General features: G+C 72.2%; 20 protein-coding genes. 13 read left to right on the top strand and 7 right to left on the bottom strand.

Translation table 11 applies throughout. The features are described 5' to 3' along the window. Window positions 1-78 precede the first annotated feature (78 nt). The 3 genes from BXA10_RS02765 to BXA10_RS02755 all read left to right on the top strand — a co-directional run bounded on the left by BXA10_RS02765 (window position 79) and on the right by BXA10_RS02755 (window position 3743). Window positions 79-1773: an L-aspartate oxidase gene (locus BXA10_RS02765; protein WP_076467095.1), complete on the top strand. Its 1695-nt coding sequence runs from the start codon at window positions 79-81 to the stop codon at window positions 1771-1773. Beyond that, window positions 1770-2666 (top strand): carboxylating nicotinate-nucleotide diphosphorylase, encoded by an 897-nt coding sequence (gene nadC, locus BXA10_RS02760; RefSeq protein ID WP_076467391.1) that lies wholly within the window; start codon window positions 1770-1772, stop codon window positions 2664-2666. Before BXA10_RS02765 ends, nadC begins: the two co-directional genes overlap by 4 nt. A gap of 318 nt (window positions 2667-2984) precedes the next feature. Next, entirely contained in the window at window positions 2985-3743 is a 759-nt protein-coding gene (locus tag BXA10_RS02755; RefSeq protein WP_076467093.1) for a type III pantothenate kinase, read from the top strand. A 9-nt stretch (window positions 3744-3752) separates the two neighbouring features. Here BXA10_RS02755 and BXA10_RS02750 read toward each other — a convergent pair whose 3' ends face one another. Next, complete coding sequence (locus tag BXA10_RS02750) at window positions 3753-4496, bottom strand: class I SAM-dependent methyltransferase (RefSeq protein WP_076467091.1); 744 nt, start codon at window positions 4494-4496, stop codon at window positions 3753-3755. A gap of 87 nt (window positions 4497-4583) precedes the next feature. On the opposite strand from BXA10_RS02750, the gene lysS reads away from it, so the two are divergent. The 3 genes from lysS to BXA10_RS02735 all read left to right on the top strand — a co-directional run bounded on the left by lysS (window position 4584) and on the right by BXA10_RS02735 (window position 9785). Then, window positions 4584-6092: a lysine--tRNA ligase gene (lysS, locus tag BXA10_RS02745; protein ID WP_076467089.1), complete on the top strand. Its 1509-nt coding sequence runs from the start codon at window positions 4584-4586 to the stop codon at window positions 6090-6092. A 111-nt stretch (window positions 6093-6203) separates the two neighbouring features. Continuing rightward, window positions 6204-6548, top strand: coding sequence for a histone-like nucleoid-structuring protein Lsr2 (locus BXA10_RS02740; protein ID WP_165947327.1), 345 nt, complete (start codon window positions 6204-6206; stop codon window positions 6546-6548). 699 nt (window positions 6549-7247) lie between these two features. Beyond that, window positions 7248-9785, top strand: coding sequence for an ATP-dependent Clp protease ATP-binding subunit (locus tag BXA10_RS02735; RefSeq protein WP_076467086.1), 2538 nt, complete (start codon window positions 7248-7250; stop codon window positions 9783-9785). Between the two features lie 337 nt (window positions 9786-10122). On the opposite strand, the gene BXA10_RS02730 is transcribed toward BXA10_RS02735, so the two are convergent. Then, complete coding sequence (locus BXA10_RS02730) at window positions 10123-11034, bottom strand: HhH-GPD family protein (RefSeq protein WP_076467085.1); 912 nt, start codon at window positions 11032-11034, stop codon at window positions 10123-10125. Window positions 11035-11130: 96 nt separating this feature from the next. On the opposite strand from BXA10_RS02730, the gene BXA10_RS02725 reads away from it, so the two are divergent. The 3 genes from BXA10_RS02725 to BXA10_RS02715 all read left to right on the top strand — a co-directional run bounded on the left by BXA10_RS02725 (window position 11131) and on the right by BXA10_RS02715 (window position 13073). Then, window positions 11131-11643, top strand: coding sequence for a glycine cleavage system transcriptional repressor (locus BXA10_RS02725; protein ID WP_076467083.1), 513 nt, complete (start codon window positions 11131-11133; stop codon window positions 11641-11643). After that, window positions 11640-12236: a peptide deformylase gene (locus BXA10_RS02720; RefSeq protein WP_076467082.1), complete on the top strand. Its 597-nt coding sequence runs from the start codon at window positions 11640-11642 to the stop codon at window positions 12234-12236. The genes BXA10_RS02725 and BXA10_RS02720 overlap by 4 nt, the downstream gene beginning before the upstream one ends. A 117-nt stretch (window positions 12237-12353) precedes the next feature. After that, on the top strand, window positions 12354-13073 hold the full coding sequence (locus BXA10_RS02715) for a hypothetical protein (RefSeq protein WP_076467080.1): 720 nt from the start codon (window positions 12354-12356) through the stop codon (window positions 13071-13073). Between the two features lie 104 nt (window positions 13074-13177). Here the strand turns inward: BXA10_RS02715 and disA are convergent, their stop codons facing one another. The 4 genes from disA to BXA10_RS02695 all read right to left on the bottom strand — a co-directional run bounded on the left by disA (window position 13178) and on the right by BXA10_RS02695 (window position 17833). Then, window positions 13178-14353, bottom strand: coding sequence for a DNA integrity scanning diadenylate cyclase DisA (gene disA, locus BXA10_RS02710; RefSeq protein ID WP_076467388.1), 1176 nt, complete (start codon window positions 14351-14353; stop codon window positions 13178-13180). A 133-nt stretch (window positions 14354-14486) separates the two neighbouring features. Beyond that, a complete protein-coding gene (radA, locus tag BXA10_RS02705) occupies window positions 14487-15944 on the bottom strand; it encodes a DNA repair protein RadA (protein ID WP_076467078.1) in 1458 nt (485 codons plus the stop codon). A gap of 115 nt (window positions 15945-16059) precedes the next feature. Then, window positions 16060-16806, bottom strand: coding sequence for a putative periplasmic lipoprotein (locus tag BXA10_RS02700; protein WP_076467077.1), 747 nt, complete (start codon window positions 16804-16806; stop codon window positions 16060-16062). 139 nt (window positions 16807-16945) lie between these two features. Then, window positions 16946-17833 (bottom strand): UbiA family prenyltransferase, encoded by an 888-nt coding sequence (locus BXA10_RS02695; protein WP_076467075.1) that lies wholly within the window; start codon window positions 17831-17833, stop codon window positions 16946-16948. On the opposite strand from BXA10_RS02695, the gene BXA10_RS02690 reads away from it, so the two are divergent. From BXA10_RS02690 to BXA10_RS02675, 4 genes are all read left to right on the top strand, one after another. After that, entirely contained in the window at window positions 17832-18593 is a 762-nt protein-coding gene (locus BXA10_RS02690; RefSeq protein WP_076467074.1) for a methyltransferase domain-containing protein, read from the top strand. The two genes, BXA10_RS02695 and BXA10_RS02690, sit on opposite strands and share 2 nt — an antisense overlap. 43 nt (window positions 18594-18636) lie before the next feature. After that, entirely contained in the window at window positions 18637-19803 is a 1167-nt protein-coding gene (locus BXA10_RS02685; protein WP_076467072.1) for an acyl-CoA dehydrogenase family protein, read from the top strand. Between the two features lie 73 nt (window positions 19804-19876). After that, a complete protein-coding gene (locus tag BXA10_RS02680; protein WP_076467384.1) occupies window positions 19877-20926 on the top strand; it encodes a type III polyketide synthase in 1050 nt (349 codons plus the stop codon). A 22-nt stretch (window positions 20927-20948) separates the two neighbouring features. After that, window positions 20949-21704, top strand: a complete 756-nt coding sequence (locus BXA10_RS02675; RefSeq protein WP_076467070.1) for a hypothetical protein — start codon at window positions 20949-20951, stop codon at window positions 21702-21704. 16 nt (window positions 21705-21720) lie between these two features. On the opposite strand, the gene BXA10_RS02670 is transcribed toward BXA10_RS02675, so the two are convergent. Beyond that, window positions 21721-22401: a hypothetical protein gene (locus BXA10_RS02670; protein ID WP_076467068.1), complete on the bottom strand. Its 681-nt coding sequence runs from the start codon at window positions 22399-22401 to the stop codon at window positions 21721-21723. Window positions 22402-22572 lie beyond the last annotated feature (171 nt).

Raw genomic sequence — 22572 nt, 5'->3', positions numbered from 1 at the left:
GGTACGGACGGGGTAGCCCAAACCACTCGTCCCGCCCCCGCCGCCTCTCCCGAGCCTCGTTCGGGGTTGACTGTGTCCATGGAGCTTCCGACCGTCGACCTGCCGGCCCTGCCGAGGCTGCTGGCCGCGCCCGCTCCGGGCTGGGTGGAGACCACCGACGTGGTCGTGGTCGGCTCGGGCGTGGCCGGACTCACCGCGGCGCTGCACCTGCGGGAGGCGGGCCTGCACGTCACCGTCGTCACCAAGGTCAACATCGACGACGGCTCGACCCGGTGGGCGCAGGGCGGCATCGCCGCGGTCCTCGACCCGGCGGACACCCCGGCCGCGCACGCCTCGGACACCGAGATCGCGGGGGTGGGCCTCTGCGACCCGGCCGCGGTCCGCGTGCTGGTGGAGGAGGGGCCGATCCGGCTACGTGAGCTGATGCGGATCGGCGCCGAGTTCGACCGGAACCCGGACGGCTCGCTGATGCTCACCCGGGAGGGCGGGCACCGGGCCGACCGGATCGTGCACGCCGGTGGTGACGCGACCGGCGCCGAGGTGCAACGGGCGCTGCACGCCGCCGTACGCCGCGATCCTTGGATCCGGCTGGTCGAGCACGCTCTCGTGCTGGACCTGCTGCGGGCCCCGGGCGACGGTCCCGGCGGGCTCGGCCGGGCGTGCGGGGTGACCCTGCACGTGCTCGGCGAGGGTAGCGAGGACGGGGTCGGCGCCATCCTGGCGCGGGCCGTGGTGCTGGCCACCGGCGGCATGGGGCAGATCTTCGCGGCCACCACGAATCCGGCGGTCTCCACGGGCGACGGCGTGGCGTTGGCGATGCGCGCCGGCGCTGCGGTGACCGACGTCGAGTTCGTCCAGTTCCATCCGACGGCCCTGATCGTGCCGGAGCAGGCGAGGGTGCCCGGCGCCGGTCGCGCCCAGCAGCCGCTGGTGTCGGAGGCGCTGCGCGGCGAGGGCGCGTACCTGGTCGACGGCGACGGCAAGCGGTTCATGGTGGGCCAGCACGAGCTCGCCGAGCTGGCGCCGCGGGACGTGGTGGCGAAGGGTATCCACCGGGTGCTGCTCGCCACCGGAGCGGACCACGTCTTCCTCGACGCCCGGCACCTCGGCGGTGACTTCCTGGCCCGGCGCTTCCCGACCATCGTGGCGTCCTGCCTGGCCATCGGGGTCGACCCGGCCACCGATCTGATCCCGGTCGCGCCGGCCGCGCACTACGCCTCCGGTGGGGTACGCACCGATCTGCGCGGCCACACCTCCATCCCCGGCCTGTACGCCTGCGGCGAGGTCGCCTGCACGGGTGTGCACGGTGCGAACCGGCTGGCCAGCAACTCGCTGCTGGAGGGGCTGGTCTTCTCCCGCCGGATCGCCGAGGACATCGCCGCCGGGCTGCCCGAGCAGGCCCGGCCGGCGGAGACCGGGGCCTGGGTCGGCGGTGAGGGCTGGGTGGTTCCGGCGGAGGGAACGCCGGCGCTGCAGCGGGCCATGACCCGGGGTGCGGGGGTGCTCCGCTCGGCGGAGACGCTCGTCACGACGGCCGGGGTGCTCTCCGAACTGGGCGCTGGGCGGGGACGATCGCGGATGGCCGACTGGGAGGCGACGAACCTGCTCACGGTGGCGTCGACGCTGGTCGCCGCCGCGTACGCCCGGCAGGAGACCCGCGGGTGCCACTGGCGGGAGGACTTCCCGGCGGCCGACGACCGGTGGCTGGGTCACCTCGTCGAGGCGGTCGGTGCGCACGGCCGGTTGACGCAGCAGTGGGAGGGGACGCGATGAGGGAGTCGACGGAGCAGGCGTTGCGGGGCGGCGGCCTGGACCCGGACGAGGTGCGCCGGTTGATCGTCGGCGCGTTGACCGAGGACCTGGGGCCGGACTTCCTCGACGTCACCAGCGTCGCGACCATTCCGGCCGAGCAGACCGACACCGCCGACCTGGTGGCTCGCGCGGACGGCGTCGTGGCCGGTCTGGTCGTGGCCGCTGCCGTCTTCGAGCTGGTCGGCGAGGTGACCGGCGCCGGTCGTACGGTCGAGGTGTCGCTGGTGGCCCGCGACGGTCAGCGAGTGGCCCGCGGTGACGTGCTGGCGACGGTGACCGGGCCCACCCGGCTGCTGCTCACCGCCGAGCGGACGGCGCTCAACCTGCTCTCCCGCATGTCCGGAGTGGCCACCCACACCCGAGCCTGGGCCGACGCGTTGGCCGGCACGAAGGCGACGGTGCTGGACACCCGGAAGACCACGCCGGGCCTGCGGTCCCTGGAGAAGTACGCGGTGCGCGCCGGCGGTGGCACCAACAAGCGGCTCGGCCTCTACGACGTTGCCATGATCAAGGACAATCACAAGTTCGCCGCGGGTGGGATCCCCGCCGCCTACCGGCGGGTCCGGGAGGCGTTCCCGGACGTGCCGGTGCAGGTGGAGGTGGACACCGTCGCCGAGGCGGTGGAGGCGGTCGAGGCAGGTGCCGACTTCCTGCTGTTGGACAACATGACCCCGGCCCAGCTGCGTGAGGTGGTCGCGCAGGTGGGGGACCGGGCGGAGCTGGAGGCGACGGGCGGGCTGACCCTGCCGGTGGCGGCCGAGTACGGGGCGACCGGAGTCGACTACCTCTCGGTCGGCGCGTTGACCCACTCGTCGCCGATCCTCGACATCGCCCTGGATCTGCGTACCGAATGACGCCCGGGGCCGCGTGCCCACAGGGCGCGACGGCGCTCGCGCGCGCCCGGTGTCTGCGCGGGGTCGGGGGCGGTTGTGCTGTCCGGCTGCTTTGGAGCTGAGTCGTCTACGTCATGGCGCCGTCCCCCGCTTCGAACGCCACGCGAACCGTCGGTGTGGTGGTGGGCGGTGGGGTAGGACCGGGTGGCAGGTGCGGCAGTGAGCGGGTGCTCCGGCTCCCGCTGAATCGTCTACGTCATCAGCTCCAAAGCGTCGCCGTGGGCCATAGCGCGACCCGCTCCGCACCCTGCGCGGACGAGCGTTGTCTAGGCTTCGTCCGTGCTGCTCTGCATCGACATCGGAAACACCAACACCGTGCTGGCGACCTTCGACGGCGACAAGCTGGTGCATTCGTGGCGGATCAAGACGGACGCCCGGTCGACCGCCGACGAGCTGGGCCTGATGTTCCGGGGCCTGCTCGCCGGCGACGCCGTCGAGATCACCGGAGTGGCCGCCTGTTCCACCGTCCCGGCCGCGCTGCGCTCGCTGCGTACGATGCTCGCCCGCTACTACGACAAGCTGCCCAGCGTGATCGTCGAGCCGGGGGTGCGGACCGGGGTCCAGCTGGCGATCGACAACCCCAAGGAGGTGGGCTCGGACCGGGTGGTGAACACGCTGGCCGCGTACACGCTCTACGGCGGCCCGTCGATCGTGGTCGACTTCGGAACCACCACCAACTTCGACGTCATCAGCGAGCGCGGTGAGTTCCTCGGTGGTGCGTTCGCCCCGGGCATCGAGATCTCCTTCGACGCGCTCGCCGCACGCGCGGCCCAGTTGCGCAAGGTTGAGGCGACTCGGCCGCGGTCGGTGATCGGCAAGAACACCGTCGAGTGCCTGCAGTCCGGCCTCTACTTCGGCTTCGCCGGCCAGGTGGACCGGATCGTCGAGCGGATGGTCGAGGAGCTCGGCGACGTGAAGGCGGTGATCGCCACCGGCGGCCTCGCCTCACTGGTGATCGACGAGTGTCGGACCATCACCCACCACGAGCCGATGATCACGCTGATCGGTCTGCGGATGATCTACGAGCGCAACACGTGATCGGCCGGCTCAGCGCCGCCGCGCCCGCAGCACGATCGTCCGGTACGGCAGCTCCACCGTCTCCCGGCCGGCCAGGTCGGGATGGGTGGCGAGGAGTTCCCGCAGCTCCCGCTCCACCTTCCGCCGCTCCTCGGCCGGCGCGGTCAGCCAGTACGAGCGGGTCCTGATCAGGGCGACCACGTCGTCCGGCGTGAGCGTGGTGCTGTGGCTGAACTCGCCGACCTCGATCGGCTGGAACTCCGGGCCGAAGTCGGTGTACCTCTCGATCACGTTTCCGGCGTTATCCCCCATGTGGGCGATTCGGCCCAGCTCCGCAACCCAGCCGACCCGTTCGTCCCGGGTGTTCCAGACCGGCGCGAAGGTGCCGCCGGGGCGGAGCAGCCGGGCGATCTCGGCGTGCGCTCGGTCCCGGTCGAACCAGTGGTACGCCTGCCCGACCAGCACCGCGTCCGCCGCACCGTCGGGCAGCGGCACGGCCTCGGCGCTGCCCGCGAGCGCCGTCGTGCCGGGGGTGGTCGCATCGAGTTGGGCGCGCATGCCCGGATCGGGTTCCACCGGCGTCACCTCGTGCCCGAGGGCCAGTACGCCCCTGGTCAGGATGCCGGTGCCGGCGCCGAGGTCGACGACGCGGACGGGCGTCCCGGTCAGGCCGTCGAGGGCCCAGCGCAGCGCCGGTTCCGGATAGTGCGGCCGAAAGCGGTCGTACTCGGCTGCGGCGGCCCCGAAGGAGAGGGCTTGAGTGTGATCAACCATGGCGCGGAGGTTATCCCGTAACGGTCCACTGGGGGCTTGAGTACGCTCGGGCGTGACCCCCTGTATCTCCTGACGAGGAAGCATGCCGTGACCGAGCAGAACGCCCTACCTGTGGATCCCGCCGACGACCTTCCCGAGCAGATGAAGGTCCGCCGGGAGAAGCGGGACCGCATGCTCGCCGACGGTGTCGAGCCGTACCCGGTCGGCTACCCCCGTACGGCCACCCTCGCCGAGGTGCGCGCGCGCTACGCCGAGCTGCCGACCGACACCGCGACCGGCGACCGGGTATCCGTCACCGGTCGAGTGATCTTCGTGCGGAACACCGGCAAGCTCTGCTTCGCGACGCTTCGTGACGGTGACGGCACCGAGTTGCAGGCGATGCTCTCCCTGGACCGGGTCGGCCCGGAGCGGCTGGAGGACTGGAAGCGCCTGGTGGACCTCGGTGACCACGTCGGGGTCACCGGCGAGGTGATCACCAGCCGCCGCGGTGAGCTCTCCGTGCTGGTCGACGAGTGGGCGGTCACCGCCAAGTCGCTGCGTCCGCTGCCGGTGGCGCACAAGCCGCTCTCCGAGGAGGCCCGCGTCCGGCAGCGCTACGTCGACCTGATCGTGCGCCCGCAGGCGCGGCAGATGGTTCGTACCCGGGCCGCGGCCGTCCGGAGCCTGCGTGATTCCCTGCACGGGCGGGGCTTCATCGAGGTCGAGACCCCGATGCTCCAGTTGCTGCACGGTGGCGCCGCGGCGCGCCCATTCGTGACGCACAGCAATGCGTTGAACACCGATCTGTATCTGCGAATCGCGCCGGAACTGTTTCTGAAGCGCGCCGTGGTCGGTGGCGTCGATCAGGTCTTCGAGATCAACCGCAACTTCCGGAATGAGGGTGTCGACTCTTCGCACTCCCCGGAGTTCGCGATGCTGGAGACCTACCAGGCGTACGGCGACTACGACACGATGGCCGAGCTGACTCGTAATCTCGTGCAGCAGGCGGCGATCGCAGTGAGCGGCTCGACGGTGGTCACCCACGCCGATGGGCGGGAGTTCGACCTGGGCGGCGAGTGGCGGTCGGTGACGCTGTTCGGGGTGCTTTCCGAGGCGCTCGGCGAGGAAGTGACGGTCCGCACCGAGCGCGCCCGGCTCGTGGAGTACGCCGACAAGGTGGGACTGGCCGTCGATCCGAAGTGGGGGCCGGGCAAGCTCGCTGAGGAACTGTTCGAGGAACTGGTCGTGCCAGGTCTGCGGGAACCCACGTTCATCCGGGACTACCCGGTGGAGACGAGCCCGCTCACCCGGGCCCACCGCAGCGAGCCGGGGCTGGCCGAGAAGTGGGACCTCTACGTGCTCGGCTTCGAGCTGGCCACCGCGTACTCGGAGCTGGTCGACCCGGTGGTGCAGCGGGAGCGGCTGGTGGCCCAGGCGCAGCTGGCTGCCCGTGGCGACGACGAGGCGATGCGGCTCGACGAGGACTTTCTTCGGGCGATGGAGTATGGAATGCCGCCGGCGGGCGGTATGGGAATGGGAATCGATCGTCTCTTGATGGCGCTCACCGGGCTGGGAATTCGGGAAACGATCCTGTTCCCCTTGGTCCGGCCCGAGTAGTCGCCGGTCGCGGCCGGGGCGTCATACCGCATCCTATTGACGCGGCGCGCGTCGTACGGGTTATTGTGCTCTGAGTTAGCAGGAGCACCCTGCTCGAAAGGAATGTGGGACGTGGCCAAGCAGATCATTCACAAGCTGGTCGATGACCTGGACGGCGGGGACGCGGACGAGACGGTCAAGTTCGCGTTGGATGGCGTTCAGTACGAGATCGACCTGTCGAGTGCGAACGCCGAGAAATTGCGTGACGTATTCGCGCCGTACGTCGGAGCGGGCACCAAGGTCGGCCGTGGCGGCGTGGTGGTCGGTGGCCGGGCGGCACGCGGCCGGGGCGGCGCGACCGCCGATCGGGAGCAGAACCGGGCGATCCGGGAGTGGGCCAAGAAGGCGGGGAAGGACATCTCCGACCGGGGCCGGATCCCCCAGGAGATCGTCGACGAGTACCACGCCCGGCGCTGACCGGGTCGACCACAGCGGCGAACGACGCCGGGCCGGAGCACTCTCCGGGCCGGCGTCGCCGCATTTCCGGCCCCGTGCGGGCGCTTCCTGGCAGCCGGGCACCGAGACGCGGGGCAGTCGCTCGGAATCTCCCTGAGCACGACGCGTGTCCCTTTACGTCCGGTATCGGGGGCGTTGTGATCCTCGCGGACTCTCGCCTGCGGGAGTGCTCGCCGACCGGGTTCGGCCGCGCCCCGATGGTTCGGGGTCGTGCCGGTGCCGCCTCCTGCGGCCTGGATGCTCCTCGGCGCGCTGATCTACTTCGGCTACGACCACCGCGGTGGGGAAGAAACCCCCGTCGGGCGGCGTTGTCCACAGCCGGTGGAGTTTTCGTCCACAGCCTGTGGATGACCGCCGGCGGTCCGTCGAGGGGCCGCCGCCGACGCGGATCCGGCCCGCCAGAAGGCTCGGACAGCTCGTTCGAGTGACGGTGAGAATTTCGCTCTACGCGTAGCGCTGGGGGTACCGGAACACCTCCTGAGCGCGCACGGTTGTGCAAAACGACGCGTACGCGGCTGCTGCCGGAGACACACGACCTCAGCTGAGTCGGTCCGCGGCGATAGAGTAATGAGGCACGGACGCCCGTCCCGGACGTCCGCGCACCGGCCCCGCCAAGATCTTTGACCATCAAGGCGCACGGCACGTGAGGAGCACGAGGGCATGTTCGAGCGGTTCACCGACCGAGCGCGACGGGTTGTCGTCCTGGCCCAGGAAGAGGCCCGGATGCTCAACCACAACTACATCGGTACGGAACACATCCTGCTGGGCCTGATCCACGAGGGCGAGGGCGTCGCGGCCAAGGCTCTGGAGAGCCTGGGCATCTCGCTGGAGGGCGTCCGGCAGCAGGTCGAGGAGATCATCGGCCAGGGCCAGCAGGCGCCGAGCGGGCACATTCCGTTCACGCCGCGGGCCAAGAAGGTGCTGGAGCTGTCGCTGCGCGAGGCGCTGCAGCTCGGCCACAACTACATCGGCACGGAGCACATCCTGCTCGGTCTGATCCGCGAGGGTGAGGGCGTCGCCGCCCAGGTGCTGGTCAAGCTCGGTGCGGACCTCAACCGGGTCCGTCAGCAGGTGATCCAGCTGCTCTCCGGCTACCAGGGCAAGGAGCCTGCTGCCGCCGGCGCCGCCGCCGGTGAGGCCGCGCCGTCCACCAGCCTCGTGCTGGACCAGTTCGGCCGTAACCTGACCCAGGCCGCCCGCGAGGGCAAGCTCGACCCGGTCATCGGGCGCGAGAAGGAAATCGAGCGGGTCATGCAGGTGCTCTCCCGCCGTACCAAGAACAACCCGGTCCTGATCGGTGAGCCCGGCGTCGGTAAGACCGCCGTGGTGGAGGGGCTGTCCCAGAAGATCATCAAGGGCGAGGTGCCCGAGACGCTGAAGGACAAGCAGCTCTACACGCTCGACCTCGGCGCGCTGGTCGCCGGTTCCCGCTACCGCGGTGACTTCGAGGAGCGCCTCAAGAAGGTGCTCAAGGAGATCCGCACGCGCGGCGACATCATCCTCTTCATCGACGAGATCCACACCCTGGTGGGTGCGGGTGCCGCCGAGGGTGCGATCGACGCGGCGAGCATCCTCAAGCCGATGCTGGCCCGCGGCGAGCTGCAGACCATCGGTGCCACCACCCTCGACGAGTACCGCAAGCACCTGGAGAAGGACGCCGCTCTCGAGCGTCGCTTCCAGCCGATCCAGGTGGGTGAGCCCTCGCTGGCCCACACCATCGAGATCCTCAAGGGGCTGCGGGACCGCTACGAGGCGCACCACCGCGTGTCGATCACCGACGCGGCTCTGGTCGCTGCCGCGACGCTGGCCGACCGCTACATCTCCGACCGGTTCCTGCCGGACAAGGCGATCGACCTGATCGACGAGGCCGGCGCCCGGATGCGGATCCGCCGGATGACCGCTCCGCCAGACCTGCGCGACTTCGACGAGCGGATCGCCCAGGTCCGCCGCGACAAGGAGTCCGCGATCGACGCGCAGGACTTCGAGCGGGCCGCCCAGCTGCGGGACAAGGAGAAGCAGCTCCTTGGCCAGAAGGCGCAGCGGGAGAAGGAGTGGAAGGCCGGTGACCTGGACGTCGTCAGTGAGGTGGACGACGAGCAGATCGCCGAGGTGCTCGGCAACTGGACCGGCATCCCGGTCTACAAGCTGACCGAGGAGGAGACCTCGCGCCTGCTGCGCATGGAGGACGAGCTGCACAAGCGCGTCATCGGCCAGGAGGACGCGGTCAAGGCGGTGTCCAAGGCGATCCGGCGTACCCGCGCCGGCCTGAAGGACCCGAAGCGTCCGTCGGGCTCGTTCATCTTCGCCGGTCCGTCCGGCGTCGGTAAGACCGAGCTCTCCAAGGCGCTGGCCGAGTTCCTGTTCGGCAGCGAGGACGCCCTCATCCAGCTGGACATGTCCGAGTTCCACGACCGCTACACGGTCTCCCGGCTGGTGGGTGCCCCTCCCGGCTACGTCGGCTACGACGAGGGCGGGCAGCTGACCGAGAAGGTGCGGCGTCGGCCGTTCTCGGTGGTCCTCTTCGACGAGATCGAGAAGGCCCACCCGGACGTGTTCAACACGCTGCTCCAGATCCTGGAGGACGGCCGGCTCACCGACGGTCAGGGCCGGATCGTGGACTTCAAGAACACGGTCATCATCCTGACCACCAACCTCGGTACGCGTGACGTGGCCAAGGCGGTGTCGCTGGGCTTCCAGGCGTCGGAGGACTCCGACTCCAACTACGACCGGATGAAGCAGAAGGTCAACGACGAGCTCAAGCAGCACTTCCGGCCTGAGTTCCTGAACCGGATCGACGACACCATCGTCTTCCACCAGCTGCGCGAGTCGGAGATCCTCTCGATCGTCGACATCATGATCCAGCGGATCGAGACGCAGCTGAAGAACAAGGACATGGGTCTGGAGCTGACCGACAACGCCAAGAAGTACCTGGCGAAGAAGGGCTTCGACCCGGTGCTCGGTGCACGTCCGCTGCGTCGCACGATCCAGCGCGACATCGAGGACAACCTCTCCGAGCGGATCCTCTTCAACGAGCTGACCCCGGGTCAGATCGTGGTGGTGGACTGCGAGGGCGACCCGAACGACATCGACAAGTCGAAGCTCGTCTTCCGGGGCGCGGACAAGCCGGACATCGTTCCGGACGCCGTGCCGGCGGACCTCGGTGGCGCGGCCACCGCGGGCGCGGACGACGCGGCGTAACGTCGGGTAGCGGCAGTAGGGGCGGGGCCCCGGTGGCGAGAGCCGCCGGGGCCCCGCCTTTTTGCACTCCCGGGTCGGCGGTGGTCGTTGTGTGGGCCAGGTCGTTGATCGACTCGGGATCAAGGAAGTCGGCCCATCCGGCGCACTTGGACACCCCGACTTCAAGGATGCCGAGTGGATCAGCGCCCCGCCGCCCGCCAACCAGCGACCGCCGCCCGACCCCCGGTCGGCCGTCGCCCGACCCCCGGCCGGCCGCCGGCGCCCGGGGGCCGGCGAACGCCCACCCGCGATGATCGGGCACTCCATCGGCGAGCGCCGGTCGCGCTGGCGCGGGAGGTCAGCGGGTCAGATCGGGGAGGGGGACGGCCGGACCGTCCCCGACGAGGCGGTACGAGTCGTCGCCGACCGGCTCCACCAGGCCGTCCTGAACCAGACCGGCGAGCGCGCGGGTGCGCTGTACGCCGTCGGTCCACACCTGGTCGAGCCGCAGCCGCGGCACCGGTCCGGTCGACTCGCGCAGCACACCGAGCAGCAGACCGCGTACCTGCCGGTCGGTGCCCGCGTACCGCTGAGGGCGGCGGGTGGGACCGGCCGGCGCGGCCTGCCCGGAGGCGCGCCAGGCGCAGGTCGACTCGACCGGGCACTTGTCACAACGCGGTGAACGCGCGGTGCAGACGACCGCTCCCAGCTCCATGAAGGCCGCGCTGGCCAGTGCCGCGGCGGCCGGCTCCGCGGGCAGCAGCGCCTCGGTGGCGAGCAGGTCGGCGGGGCGCGTCGCAGGTCCGGCGTCGGGTTCGCCGGCCACGGCGCGGCAGACCACTCGGCGTACGTTGGTGTCGACCACCGGGTGCCGCTGCCCGTACGCGAACGCGGCGACGGCACGGGCCGTGTACGTCCCGACTCCCGGTAACGCCAGCAGTTGGTCCAGCCGATCCGGGACCTCCCCGCCGTGCCGCTCCACGATCGCCGTCGCGCACTCCCTCAGCCGCAGCGCCCGGCGCGGGTAGCCGAGCCGGCCCCACATCCGGATCGCCTCGGCGGGAGTGTCCGCTGCCAGCGCGGCCGGCACCGGCCACCGGGTCAGCCACGCCTCGTACGCGGGCAGCACCCGGACCACCGGCGTCTGCTGGAGCATCACCTCGCTGACCAGGATCGCCCACGGGCTGACGCCCGGTTTACGCCACGGCAGGTCCCGGGCGTTCTCCTCGTACCAGCGGCTGACCAGGGTGGCGAACGTCGGCTCACTCATCGTCCGTCGATCATGTCACGCGTCGGTGTTCCCGGAGCGTGGGCAGCCTGGGCGGGGCGGCTCCGCGGCGGGTGACGGATCGGGCAGAATGCGCGGATGAACGAGCTCGCGATCACCGTCATCGGCCGGGACCGGCCGGGCATCGTGGCCGACGTCGCCGAGGTCCTCGCCCGGTTGGGCGCGAACCTCACCGACAGCACGATGACCCGGTTGCGGGGTCACTTCGCGATGACGCTGATCTGCGTGGGTCCCGCCGCCGCCGAGGTCGAGGCCGCGCTGGCGCCGCTCGCCGCCGACGGACAGCTGCTGGCGACCGTACGAGCGGTCACCCCGGACGGTGGCGCGGCGACGGGCGGCGAGCCGTACGTGATGGCGGTGCACGGGGCCGACCGGATGGGGATCGTCGCGGCGATGACGCGGGTGGTCACCGGCGTCGGCGGCAACGTCACCGACTTGAGCACCCGGCTGGCCGGTTCGCTCTACGTGGTGGTCGCCGAGGTGGACCTGCCGCCCGGCACCGCCGACGAACTGGCCGGCCGGCTGGACCGGGCCGCCGCCGACCTGGGCGTCGAGGTCAGCCTCCGGCCTGCGGATCCGGACCTGCTGTGAGCGGCGAGACGCGCGGCCCGGACGCGGCCTCGGCCGGCGAGGAGTACGCCGGGCTGGGCGACTGGACGCCGGAGGCGTTGGGCCTCCCCGGTGAGGTGCGCCCGGTGGTGAGCGCCCCGCATCCGGCGCTCAGCCGGGCGGGCGCGGCCGTGGATCCGACCTCGGCGGAGACCGTACGGCTGGCCGCCGACCTGATCGCCACCATGCGTGTCTCGCCGGGTTGCGTGGGCCTGGCGGCTCCGCAGGTCGGGGTGGGCGCCCAGGTGTTCGCGGTCGAGGTGACCGGGCACCCGAAGGCGGTCACCGTGCACGGCACCTTCGTGCTCTGCAACGCCCGGGTGGTCGAGGCGACCCGGTGGAAGGCGGGGCGCGAGGGGTGCATGTCGGTGCCGGACCTGACCGGGGACGTGAAGCGGGCCAGCCGCCTGGTGGTGGCGGGCAAGCTGCCGGGCACCGGCGCGCCGGTACGGCTGGTCACCGACGGCTTCGAGGCTCGGGCGCTCCAACACGAGATCGACCACTGTTCGGGGCTGCTCTTCCTTGACCGGGTCGCCGGCGCGCACGCCGTCTACCAGCGCAAGGTCTACCTCTGATCCCAGGCGCCCGCTCGACTACCCTGTCGACAGTGGATGCCGATCTTGACGCTCCGGGAACCTTCCGGCGAGTCGTGCCGCACCACGACTCTGCTACGCGGATACGGTGGGGGAATCATGCGTCTGACGGTCGGCCCCCTGCCACCCGCCGTGTACTGGCGGCGTCGCGCCGTTGTACTCGGAGCGGGGCTTCTCTTCCTGATTGTCCTGCTCTACTCGTGCACCGGATCGGGTAACACCGGCGACAAGAAACCGCAGGCCGGGGCGAGTGCGACCTCGTCGGTCAGTCCGAGCCCGACCCAGACGCTGCTCACCCCGAAGACCGGGACGCCCCCGCCCGAGGCGTCCGGCACCTCCGACGGCCCAGACGCGAGCGCCGACGCGCCGGCCTCTCCGGGCGGCGACGCTCCGACGGCTCCCGTCAACGGTGGGTCGAACGACGGAAGCTGCGCCGACGCCGAGATCAAGGTGACCCCGGTGGCGCTGCCCGCCTCGGTGGGCGTCGGAGCCTCCGTCGACCTGCAATTGCGGATCAGGAACATCTCCGACCGGACGTGCAGCCGCGACGTCGGCGCGACCCTCCAGGAGATCTTCATCAAGTCCGGTGCGGAGAAGATCTGGTCCTCCGACACCTGCGGTCAGGCCAAGGGCTCGGACGTGAAGTCCTTCCCGCCGAACATCGAGCACATGTTCCAGGTGACGTGGAACGGCCGGGACACCACGCGGTGCGCGGACGGGCTGGCCGCGGGGCCGCAGGTGCCGCCCGGGTCGTACCAGGTCTTCGCCCGGGTGGACACGAAGCTCAGCGAGCCGGTCAAGCTGACCATCAGCGACTGAGCACGGGCGCGGGGGCCGGTCGCCGAAGGCGACGAGTCGCGGGAACCGGCACGTCGCGGGAAACCGACACGGAGACCGAGCGGGGTCGACGAACGTCGGAACGGTCAGACGTACCGCTCGAGGATGGACGCCTCGGCGAGCCGGGACAGGCCCTCGCGTACGCCGCGGGCCCGTGCGTCGCCCACTCCCTCGACCGCCTGGAGGTCCTCCACGGTCGCGCCGAGCAGCCGCTGGAGGCTGCCGAAGTGCAGTACCAGCCGGTCCACCACCGCGGCCGGCAGCCGCGGCACCTTGGCCAGCAGCCGAAAGCCGCGCGGGCTGACCGCCGCGTCGAGCGCGTCGGACGCGGCCGGGTAGCCGATCGCCTTGGCGACCGAGACCAGGTCGATCAGCTCGGTGGCGCCGAGCAGGTCCAGCTCGACCAGCGCCTCGTCGAGGGTGCGCGACTTGCGGCCGGCCGGAAGGTAGTCGCGGATCACGAGTGTCCGGTCGGCGTCGACGCCTGCCATCAGCTCGTCGAGCTGCAGGGCCAGCAGGCGGCCGTCGGTGCCCAGCTCGACCACGTAGCCGGCGATCTCGTCGGCGATCCGGCGGACCATCTCCAGTCGCTGCACCACGGCCACCGCGTCCCGTACGGTGACCAGGTCCTCGATCTCCAACGCGGAGAGGGTGCCGGAGACCTCGTCGAGCCGGAGCTTGTAGCGCTCGAGGGTGGCCAGGGCCTGGTTGGCCCGGGACAGGATGGCGGCCGAGTCGTCCAGAACGTGCCGCTGGCCGTTCACGTAGAGGCTGATGATCCGCATCGACTGGCTGACCGAGATGACCGGGTAGCCGGTCTGCCGGGCCACCCGCTCGGCGGTGCGGTGCCGGGTGCCGGACTCCTCGGTGGGGATGGACGGGTCGGGCATCAGGTGCACCGCGGCCCGGACGATGCGGGTGCCGTCGCTGGAGAGCACCACGGCGCCGTCCATCTTGCACAGCTCTCGGATGCGGGTCGCGGAGAACTCGACGTCGAGCGGGAAGCCGCCGGTGCAGAGCCCTTCCACGACCTTGTCGTAGCCGAGGACGATCAGCGCGCCCGTGCGGCCGCGCAGGATCCGTTCGAGGCCGTCGCGCAGCGCGGTGCCGGGCGCCATCAACGCCAGGTTCGCGCGCAGCGGGTCACCCGCAGCGCCGCCGGTCACGTTCACGCTGATCGGACGGGCGGGCGAGCCCACGGCGCCGGTGCGGGCGTGGGGTGTCGCGCCGGCAGGCTTGGTGGTATCGCGGTCGATCGGCACGGGCACAGTCTACGGACTGACGTGCGGTGGGTGCTGTCGTGGTTACTGTGATGTGTCACGATGCCCTCTTGTCCGGCCCGTGGCGCGCTGCCCCGGTATCGCCCGGGCGGTCCGACCCGGCGGTCACGATGGGTTACTCCGCCGACGCCCGCGCGGCGCACTGCAGCGCCGACCGGACATCGGTGACCTCCATCACCCGCATCTGATCCGGGGCCACCCCGGTCGACTCCGGCCCACATCCGGGTGGGACGAGCGCGAACCGGAAGCCCAGCCGGGCGGCCTCGGCCAGCCGGCGCGGCACCGCCCCGACCCGCCGTACCTCGCCGGTGAGCCCGACCTCGCCGATGGCCACGAGATGCGGCGCGATGGCCAGGTTGAGCCCGCCGGAGGCGACCGCGAGCGCCACCGCCAGGTCGGCGGCCGGCTCGACCACACGGATGCCGCCGACCGTCGCGGCGAAGACCTCCCGGTCGTGCAGGGTGAGCCTTTCGGTACGCCGTTGCAGCACCGCCAGCACCATGGCCAGCCGGGCCGAGTCGAGCCCGGAGACCGTACGCCGGGGGGAACCGGCGACGGTCGCGCCGATGAGCGCCTGCACCTCGGTGACGAGGGCGCGCCGACCCTCCATCGCCACTGTGACGCAGGTGCCGGGCACCGGCTCGGAGTAGCGGGTCAGGAAGAGGCCGGACGGGTCGGCCAGGCTGGAGATGCCGCCCTCGTGCATCTCGAAGCAGCCGACCTCGTCGGCCGCGCCGAAGCGGTTCTTGACGCCGCGCACCATCCGTAGCGAGGAGTGCTTGTCGCCCTCGAAGTGCAGCACCACGTCGACCAGGTGTTCCAGCACCCGGGGGCCGGCGACCTGGCCGTCCTTGGTCACGTGGCCGACCAGCACCGTGGCGATGCCCCGCTCTTTGGCGACCGAGACGAGCGCGGCGGTGACGGCTCGCACCTGCGTCACCCCGCCCGGCACGCCCTCCGTGCCGGGGGTGGAGATGGTCTGCACCGAGTCGAGCACCAGCAGCCCGGGCTTGACCGCGTCGAGGTGGCCGAGCACCGCGGACAGGTCGCTCTCGGCGGCCAGGTAGAGCTGGTCGTGCAGGGTGCCCATCCGCTCGGCGCGCAGCCGCACCTGGCTGACCGACTCCTCGCCGCTGACCACCAGCGACGGGCTGCCCGCGCCGGCGGCCCACTGCTGGGCGACGTCGAGCAGCAGGGTGGACTTGCCCACGCCCGGCTCACCGGCCAGCAGCACCACGGCACCCGGCACCAGGCCGCCGCCGAGCACCCGGTCGAGCTCGCTCACTCCGGTCGGGCGGGCCCGGGCGGGTGCGGCGCTGATGGTGGCGATCGGCCGGGCGGGTTCGGCCGGCATCCGCGAGCTGACCACCCGGCCGGAGACGGTCGGCCCGGTGATGGTGCTCTCGACCACGGAGCCCCACTCGCCGCACTCCGGGCAGCGTCCCACCCATTTGGGTGGCTGGTGGCCGCAGGCGTCGCACTCGTAGGCGGGCCGAGGCTCACGGCCGGAGGCACGGCCGCGCGTGCCGGACACCGCGCCGCCGCGTGCAGAGGTGGATCGGGAGGTCGTCACACCAGGACGCTAGCCCGGCGGTACGACCAGATGGCGCGCAGACCCCGCCGGACGACGGAACACCCCGGCGTGGTGCTCACCACGCCGGGGTGTTCTCGGAAGCTCGTGCGGCTGGTCAGCCGCCGTGGCCGGCGCCCTCAGCGCCGCCCTCCTCGCCGCCCTCACGGTGCACGATCGGCGACGGCGGGGCGGGCGGGGTGAACGGCACCGCGATCGGGGCCGGGCCGGTGATCGTGTTGCCGTTGCCGAAGTCGAACGTGACGAAGACGTTCTGGCCGGAACGGAGCGACTCGTTGAGACCGATCAGCTCGAGCATCCGCTCGCCCTGGTAGTTCAGCTGGATGTAGCTCAGCGGTGCGATCTCGAAGCGCGCGGGCTCGCCGGCCGGCGCCGAGGGCGACGGGCTGGCGGACTCCGACGGGCTGGCGGAGCCGGACGGGCTGGTGGACTCCGACGGGCTGGTGGACTCCGACGGGCTGGCCGAGGCCGAACCGCTCGGCGAAGCCGACTCCGACGGGGTCGGACTGGCCGACGCGCCGCGGCCGGTGAGGACGACCTCGCGGGCGTCCTGGCTGGTGACGGTGACCGTGACCGGCTCCTTCGAGTCGTTGTAGATCACCGCGTTGAGCCGGGCGTTCTCGCCGGCCTTGTAGCCATCGACGCCGGGGAACTCGACAAGCAGGCCGCGGACCGCGAGCTGCCCGTTCTCCGTCTCGATGTTGACGCCCTGGACCGACGGCACCTTCTCGGCGGTCTCCGATACCTGGCCGGCGCCGCACCCGGACAGCAGCAGGCTCGTCGCCGCCGCCACCCCGGACAGCAGCAGGGCCGCCCGCCGGGAACCCCTGATCGAGCGCGTCACGTCGGTCCTCCTCGTCACGATCACACCCGGTGCGTACGCCGGGCACGGTGGCCATGCCCGCGCAGACCGCGCTCCAGGGTAATTGGAGCTGATCGAGGGCCGCACCCCGACCCGGCGATGCCACCTCCCGGGGTGACTATCAGACCACCCGGCCGCTCGTGACCAGCAGCACCACGTCGATGAGCGCCACCAGCATCACCGCCCGGAAGGCGGCCACCGGGCGCCGCCCCGCTCGGGCCGCCCCGCGCCCGCCGTACCAGCTGAGCGACGGAACCACGACGGCGGCGAGAACCGCGGCGAGCCCGAGTCCGGACGGTGGCCCGGGCGGACCGAAGACCAGCGTCCCGGTCGCCGTGAGCAGCAGCACCGCGGCGGCCACCCGACTGCCGGTCGCGCCGAGGCGGTGCGGCAGGCCGCGTACCCCCGTGCGGGCGTCGTCGGCCAGGTCGGGCAGGACGTTGGCGAAGTGCGCTCCGGCGCCGAGGCACGCCCCTGCGGCGACCAGCCAGGCCGGCGGTGCCGGCGCCCCGGGGAGCGCCAGCACCACGAAGGCGGGCAGGGCGCCGAAGGAGACCGCGTAGGGCAGCACCGACGCCGGGGTGGACTTCAGCGGCCAGTCGTAGATCAGCGCCGAGACGAGTGCGAGCGTCACCCAGAAGGCCGCTGTGGCGTTCGTGAACAGTGCCAGCACCGGGGTGGCGGACGCGGCCAGCACCGCGCCCACGGCCACGGTGCGCCGGCTGATCGCGCCGGCGGGGATCGGTTTGTCGGTACGCCCCACCGCGGTGTCCCGCTCGGCGTCGAGCGCGTCGTTGGCCCAGCCCACGGCGAGCTGGCTGGCCAGCACGGCGAGGACGACAGCGGTGACTCCGGCGGGCCGATGTCCCACGCCGGCGGCGAGCAGACCGGTCACCAGGGTCACCGCCGCGGCCGGTTCCGGATGGCTCGCCCTGACCAGCCCTAACACCGAAGTCGACATAAGGGAAGTCTGGATGTTACCCGTGAGTCGTGCCACGCTCGAATCCATGCGAGACGTGGCTCCGGTGCCCACCCGGCCCCGCGTGCTGCCGCGCAACGACCCGCGCCAGTACGACGACCTGGCCGACGAGTGGTGGCAGCCGGACGGCGTCTTCGCGATGCTGCACTGGCTGGCCGAGGCGCGGGCGGCCCTGGTGCCGCCGGCCGAGCGTCCCGGCGCGTTGCTGGTGGACCTCGGCTGCGGGGCCGGGCTGCTCGCGCCCCACCTCGCCGGCAAGGGCTACCGGCACGTCGGTGTCGACCTGACCCGTTCGGCGTTGGCCCAGGCCGCCGAGCACGGCGTCACACCGGTCAACGGCGACGCGACCGCCGTGCCGCTCGCGGACGGCTGCGCGGACGTGGTGGCGGCCGGCGAGATGCTCGAGCACGTGCCGGACTGGCGTCGCGCGGCGGCCGAGGCGTGCCGGCTCCTCCGGCCGGGCGGTCTGCTCGTGCTCGACACCTTGAACGACACCGCGCTGAGCCGGTTGGTGGCGGTCCACATCGGCGAGCGGTTGCCGACCGTGCCGCGTGGCATCCACGACCCGCGGTTGTTCGTGGACGCCCGCGCGTTGGTCACCGAGTGCGCCCGGCACGGCGTCACACTGCAACTGCGCGGTGTACGGCCGCAGCTGGGCGGTCTGCTCGGCTGGCTGTTGCGCCGGGCGCGGGGCGCCGCGGGGACCGCGCCGGGTGGCCGGGCCCCACGGATGGTTCCGACGCGCTCGACCGCGGTGCTGTACCAGGGCTGGGGGGTCCGGAAAGGATAGTTCCGACCCCGGCGGGGGTAAGGACGCCGAAGAGGGGGCGTAGATGACGGTGCACGCGTTGGAGGCGGCGCGCAGGTTGGCGCCGCGACTCGCCGCCCGGGCGGCCGAGTACGACCGGGAGGGCGCCTTCCCGGTCGAGGACTTCGAGGATCTGCGCGAGGCTGGGCTCTTCGGGCTGATGGTGCCTCGCGAGCTGGGCGGGTTCGGTGCGACGTTCGCCGAGTACGCGGCCGTCGCCACCGAGCTGGCCAAGGGCAACGGCGCCACCGCGCTGGTGTTCAACATGCACGCGTCGGTGACCGGCGCCCTCGGCGCGGTCAATGAGGAGCTCGCCGAGGCGCTCGGCGTCCCGGACGAGGCGCTGGCCGCCCGGGACCGGCTGCTGCGCGCGGCCGCCGAGGGCTCCTGGTACGCGGTGGCGATGAGCGAGCGTGGCGCGGGGGCGCGGCTCTCCCAGCTCAGCACCGTCTACGAGCCGGTCGAGGGCGGCTGGCACCTCAAGGGCAGCAAGACCTTCTGCTCTGGTGCCGGACACGCCGACGGCTACCTGGTCGCCGCGCGGAGCGCCGCCGACCCGTCGGTGGTCTCCCAGTTCCTGGTCCCGGCCGGGGCCGGGCTCACCGTCGAGCCGACCTGGGACTCGCTCGGCATGCGTGCCACCGCCTCGCACGACCTGCACCTGGAGGCGACGGTTCCGACCGACCGGCTGCTGGGTGGGGTGGAAGGGCTGGCGCTGGTGGTCGCCCAGCTCATGCCGCACTGGCTGGTGGCCAGCTACGCGGCCGTCTACGTCGGCGTCGCGCGGGCGGCGATCGAGGCGGCCGCCGAGCACCTGAACGCCCGCAACCTCGCCGGGCTGCCGGCGGTTCGGGCGCGCCTCGGCCGTGCCGACGCGGCGGTGGCGGCGGCCGAACTGGTGGTGGGCGAGGCGGCCCGCCGGGTCGACGAAGCGGCCGGCGACGCCGAGACCAACCGCTGGGTGTGGCGGGCGAAGCTGCTGGCCGGTACGACCGCCGCCGACGTCGCCGCGTCGATGCTCGAGGCGGCCGGTACCTCGGCGACCCGGCGAGGCCATCCGCTGGAGCGGCTCTACCGGGACGCCCGCTGCGGATCGCTGCATCCGGCCACCTCGGACGTCTGCGCCGACTGGCTCGGCATCGCCGCGTTGGGAGGTGACCCGGACCGCGACGGCTCGGCGCCTCGTTGGTGAGCGTGGGGCCCGCCGTGGCCGTTCCGGTGGGGACGGTCCGGGCGAGGGCGGCGTCGGACGAGAGGTGGGGATCGTGTCGGTACCAGTGATCGCAGGCCTCGGGACGGCGCAGCCGCCGTCGGCCCGTCAGGACGAGTTGTGGGAGGGCTTCTTCTCCCGGCACTTCACCGGCACCACCCGGTCGTTGGCGCAACGGATCTTCGCCAACTCCGGAGTCACCACGCGGCAGGCGGCGGTCAATCCGCTGCTGGAGGACGTCTCCGACTGGCCGACCGAGCGGCGGATGCGCCGTTACCTCGTGGAGGCGTTGCCGCTGGGCAAGGAGGCGGTCGGTCGGGCGCTGACCGCCGCCGGCCTGGACGCCGGTGACATCGGGCTGTTCGTCGTCTGCTCGTGCACCGGGTACGCCACCCCGGGGCTGGACATCCTGCTCGCCCGGGACCTCGGCATGGCCCCCGGCACCCAGCGGATGTTCGTCGGCCACATGGGCTGCTACGCGGCGCTGCCCGGGCTGGGCGCGGCGAGCGACTTCGTCACCGCCCGGGGCCGCCCGGCGCTGCTGCTCTGTGCCGAGTTGACCAGCCTGCACATCCAGCCGTCGACGGCCCGGGTGGACACGCAGCAGATCGTCTCGCACGCGCTCTTCTCGGACGCGGCGGTCGCCGCCGTGGTGCTGCCCGGCGGCCCCGGGTATGCGCTGCGCGAGGTCACCTCGGTCACCGACACCTCCACCGCCGACCACATGACCTGGGACGTCACCGACGCCGGCTTCCGGATGGGGTTGTCACCGAAGGTGCCCCAGGTGCTCTCCACACACGTGCGTGGCCTGGTCGACGATCTGCTGGCCCGGCACGGCGCCACGCTGGACGAGGTGGACGGCTGGGCGGTGCACCCGGGCGGTCCCCGCATTCTCAACGTGGTGGAGCGCGAGCTGGGGCTGCCGCCGGAGGCGCTGGCGGCGTCCCGCGCGACGCTGGACGAACACGGCAACTGCTCGTCCCCGACCGTGCTGCTCATCCTGGACCGGCTGCGCCGTGCCCCGACCCCGCCGGAACGGATCCTCATGCTCGCCTTCGGCCCCGGTCTCACGCTCTACGCCGTACTGCTCGATCGACAGGGCTGACCGTCCGGCTTACCCTCGGTTGGTGGACGTGGGGGCGCAGGACCGGATGCGTGGTGGGGTGCTGGTCGGCTTGACCGTGCTTGCCCTGGTCGCGGGCGGCTGGTGGTGGCGGGCCAACGTCCCGGCGGACGAGGGGAGCCTCGGCCTGGCCGTGTCGTCACCCGCGTTGGCCGCCCGGGCGCCCGGCGCGGCTCCTCCGGTGGCCGGTCTGACCGCTCCGGCGGCGCTGGGTGTCCCGCTCGTTCCCCCGGGATCCGGCACCGGCCGGGTGGCCGTGGTGGATCCCGCCACCGGAGTCGCTCTGCGCGTCGATCCCGGCAGCAGGTACGTCTTCCGGGTGGAGGACGGCTCCGCGGTCCGCATCGACCCGGAGACCGGCGCGGCGCGCCCGCTCGACCAGCGCTCGGGCACCGGCCCGGTCCAGCCCCGCCCCGGCTCGGACGGGCAGTGGGGGAGTGGCGAGCAGGGCGGCGGGCTGTCGCGGTACCCGAACACGCTCTGGCGTGAGCGGACCCTCATCGGGCCGGAGCGGAGCGTGATCCGACAGGTGAACGGCCGGCCGGACGCCCCGTACCTGTTCGAGTACGTCTGCACCGGGTCGAGTGGGCTGATCGTCACGATCAAGGGCGGCCAGAGCGCCGACGATCTCCGGCCGATCTGTGACGGCCAGGTTCGAAGGAACCTGCTGATCGCTGTCGGTGGGCCGCTCCGCGTCGAGGTCGGGCCCCTCGACGCGGAGCCGGTCCGGGTGCAGATGCAGCTCGCCGCGGTCGACTGAAACCCGGCGGTGCCGCTCAGGCGGCGAGGCGATCGAGGTCGGCGCGGTACGCCTCGACCGGGCCGAGTTCCGGCAGCACCCGGACCACCACGCCGGACCGGTCGACGAGCACGGCCACCGCAGCGTCCGGACGGGGCGACAGGTGCAGGAAGGAGCGAAGACCACCGGCGGGGTCGGCGAGCGTACGTACGCCGGTCCCGTCGGCGGGTGGAGCGCTCGGGACCGACCGGCCTCCGGTGACGGCCACCAGGTTCACCTTGGGCGGTGTGGCGGCGGCGGCCTCGCTCACCCGTTCGGGGCACGCGCAACCGTCGACCAGGATGATCATCGCGGGCAGCAGACCGCGCAGTGGCACCGGATCCTGCCCCGCGTCGACCAGGTCCAGGGCGGGCAGCGACCGCCCGGAGAGTGTGGCGGGTGGTGCCGCCGGGCTGGTCGCGGGGGCGGGGGTCGGACCGGGCCGGGTGACGGCGGCCAGCCCGGCGAGCGTGATGAGCACCGCGACCACCAGCCACACGAGGGGCATCCGGAGCGCTGTGAGGCGCTTCCTGGTGGCCAGGCGGGCGCGCTCCCGTAGCTCGCGTCGGACCTGGGCGGCCTCCTGCGCCAGCGCCGAGGCGTCGTCGGGTACGACTACCCGACCCCACTCCGGCGGCAGGTCCGGCAGCCCGTTCCCCTCCGTGCCCGGCGTATTCATCGCCGTCCCCCTGGAACCGTCTCTTGGAGCCGACATTGGCTCGCCTTCCAGCCTCGCCTACCGAGGGCAGCTCCCGCTACACCTGGGCGCAGAAGCGGCCGGCGGGATACCATGAACGAAGCGCATAGCCCTTGATCTCGACGTTCCGTTCACCCGACCCGGGGTGTCATC

The organism is Micromonospora avicenniae (genome assembly GCF_900156065.1).
Lineage (GTDB): Bacteria > Actinomycetota > Actinomycetes > Mycobacteriales > Micromonosporaceae > Micromonospora > Micromonospora avicenniae.
Note: the sequence above shows the minus strand (reverse complement) of the source record. Positions and strands in the feature narration are given on the sequence as shown.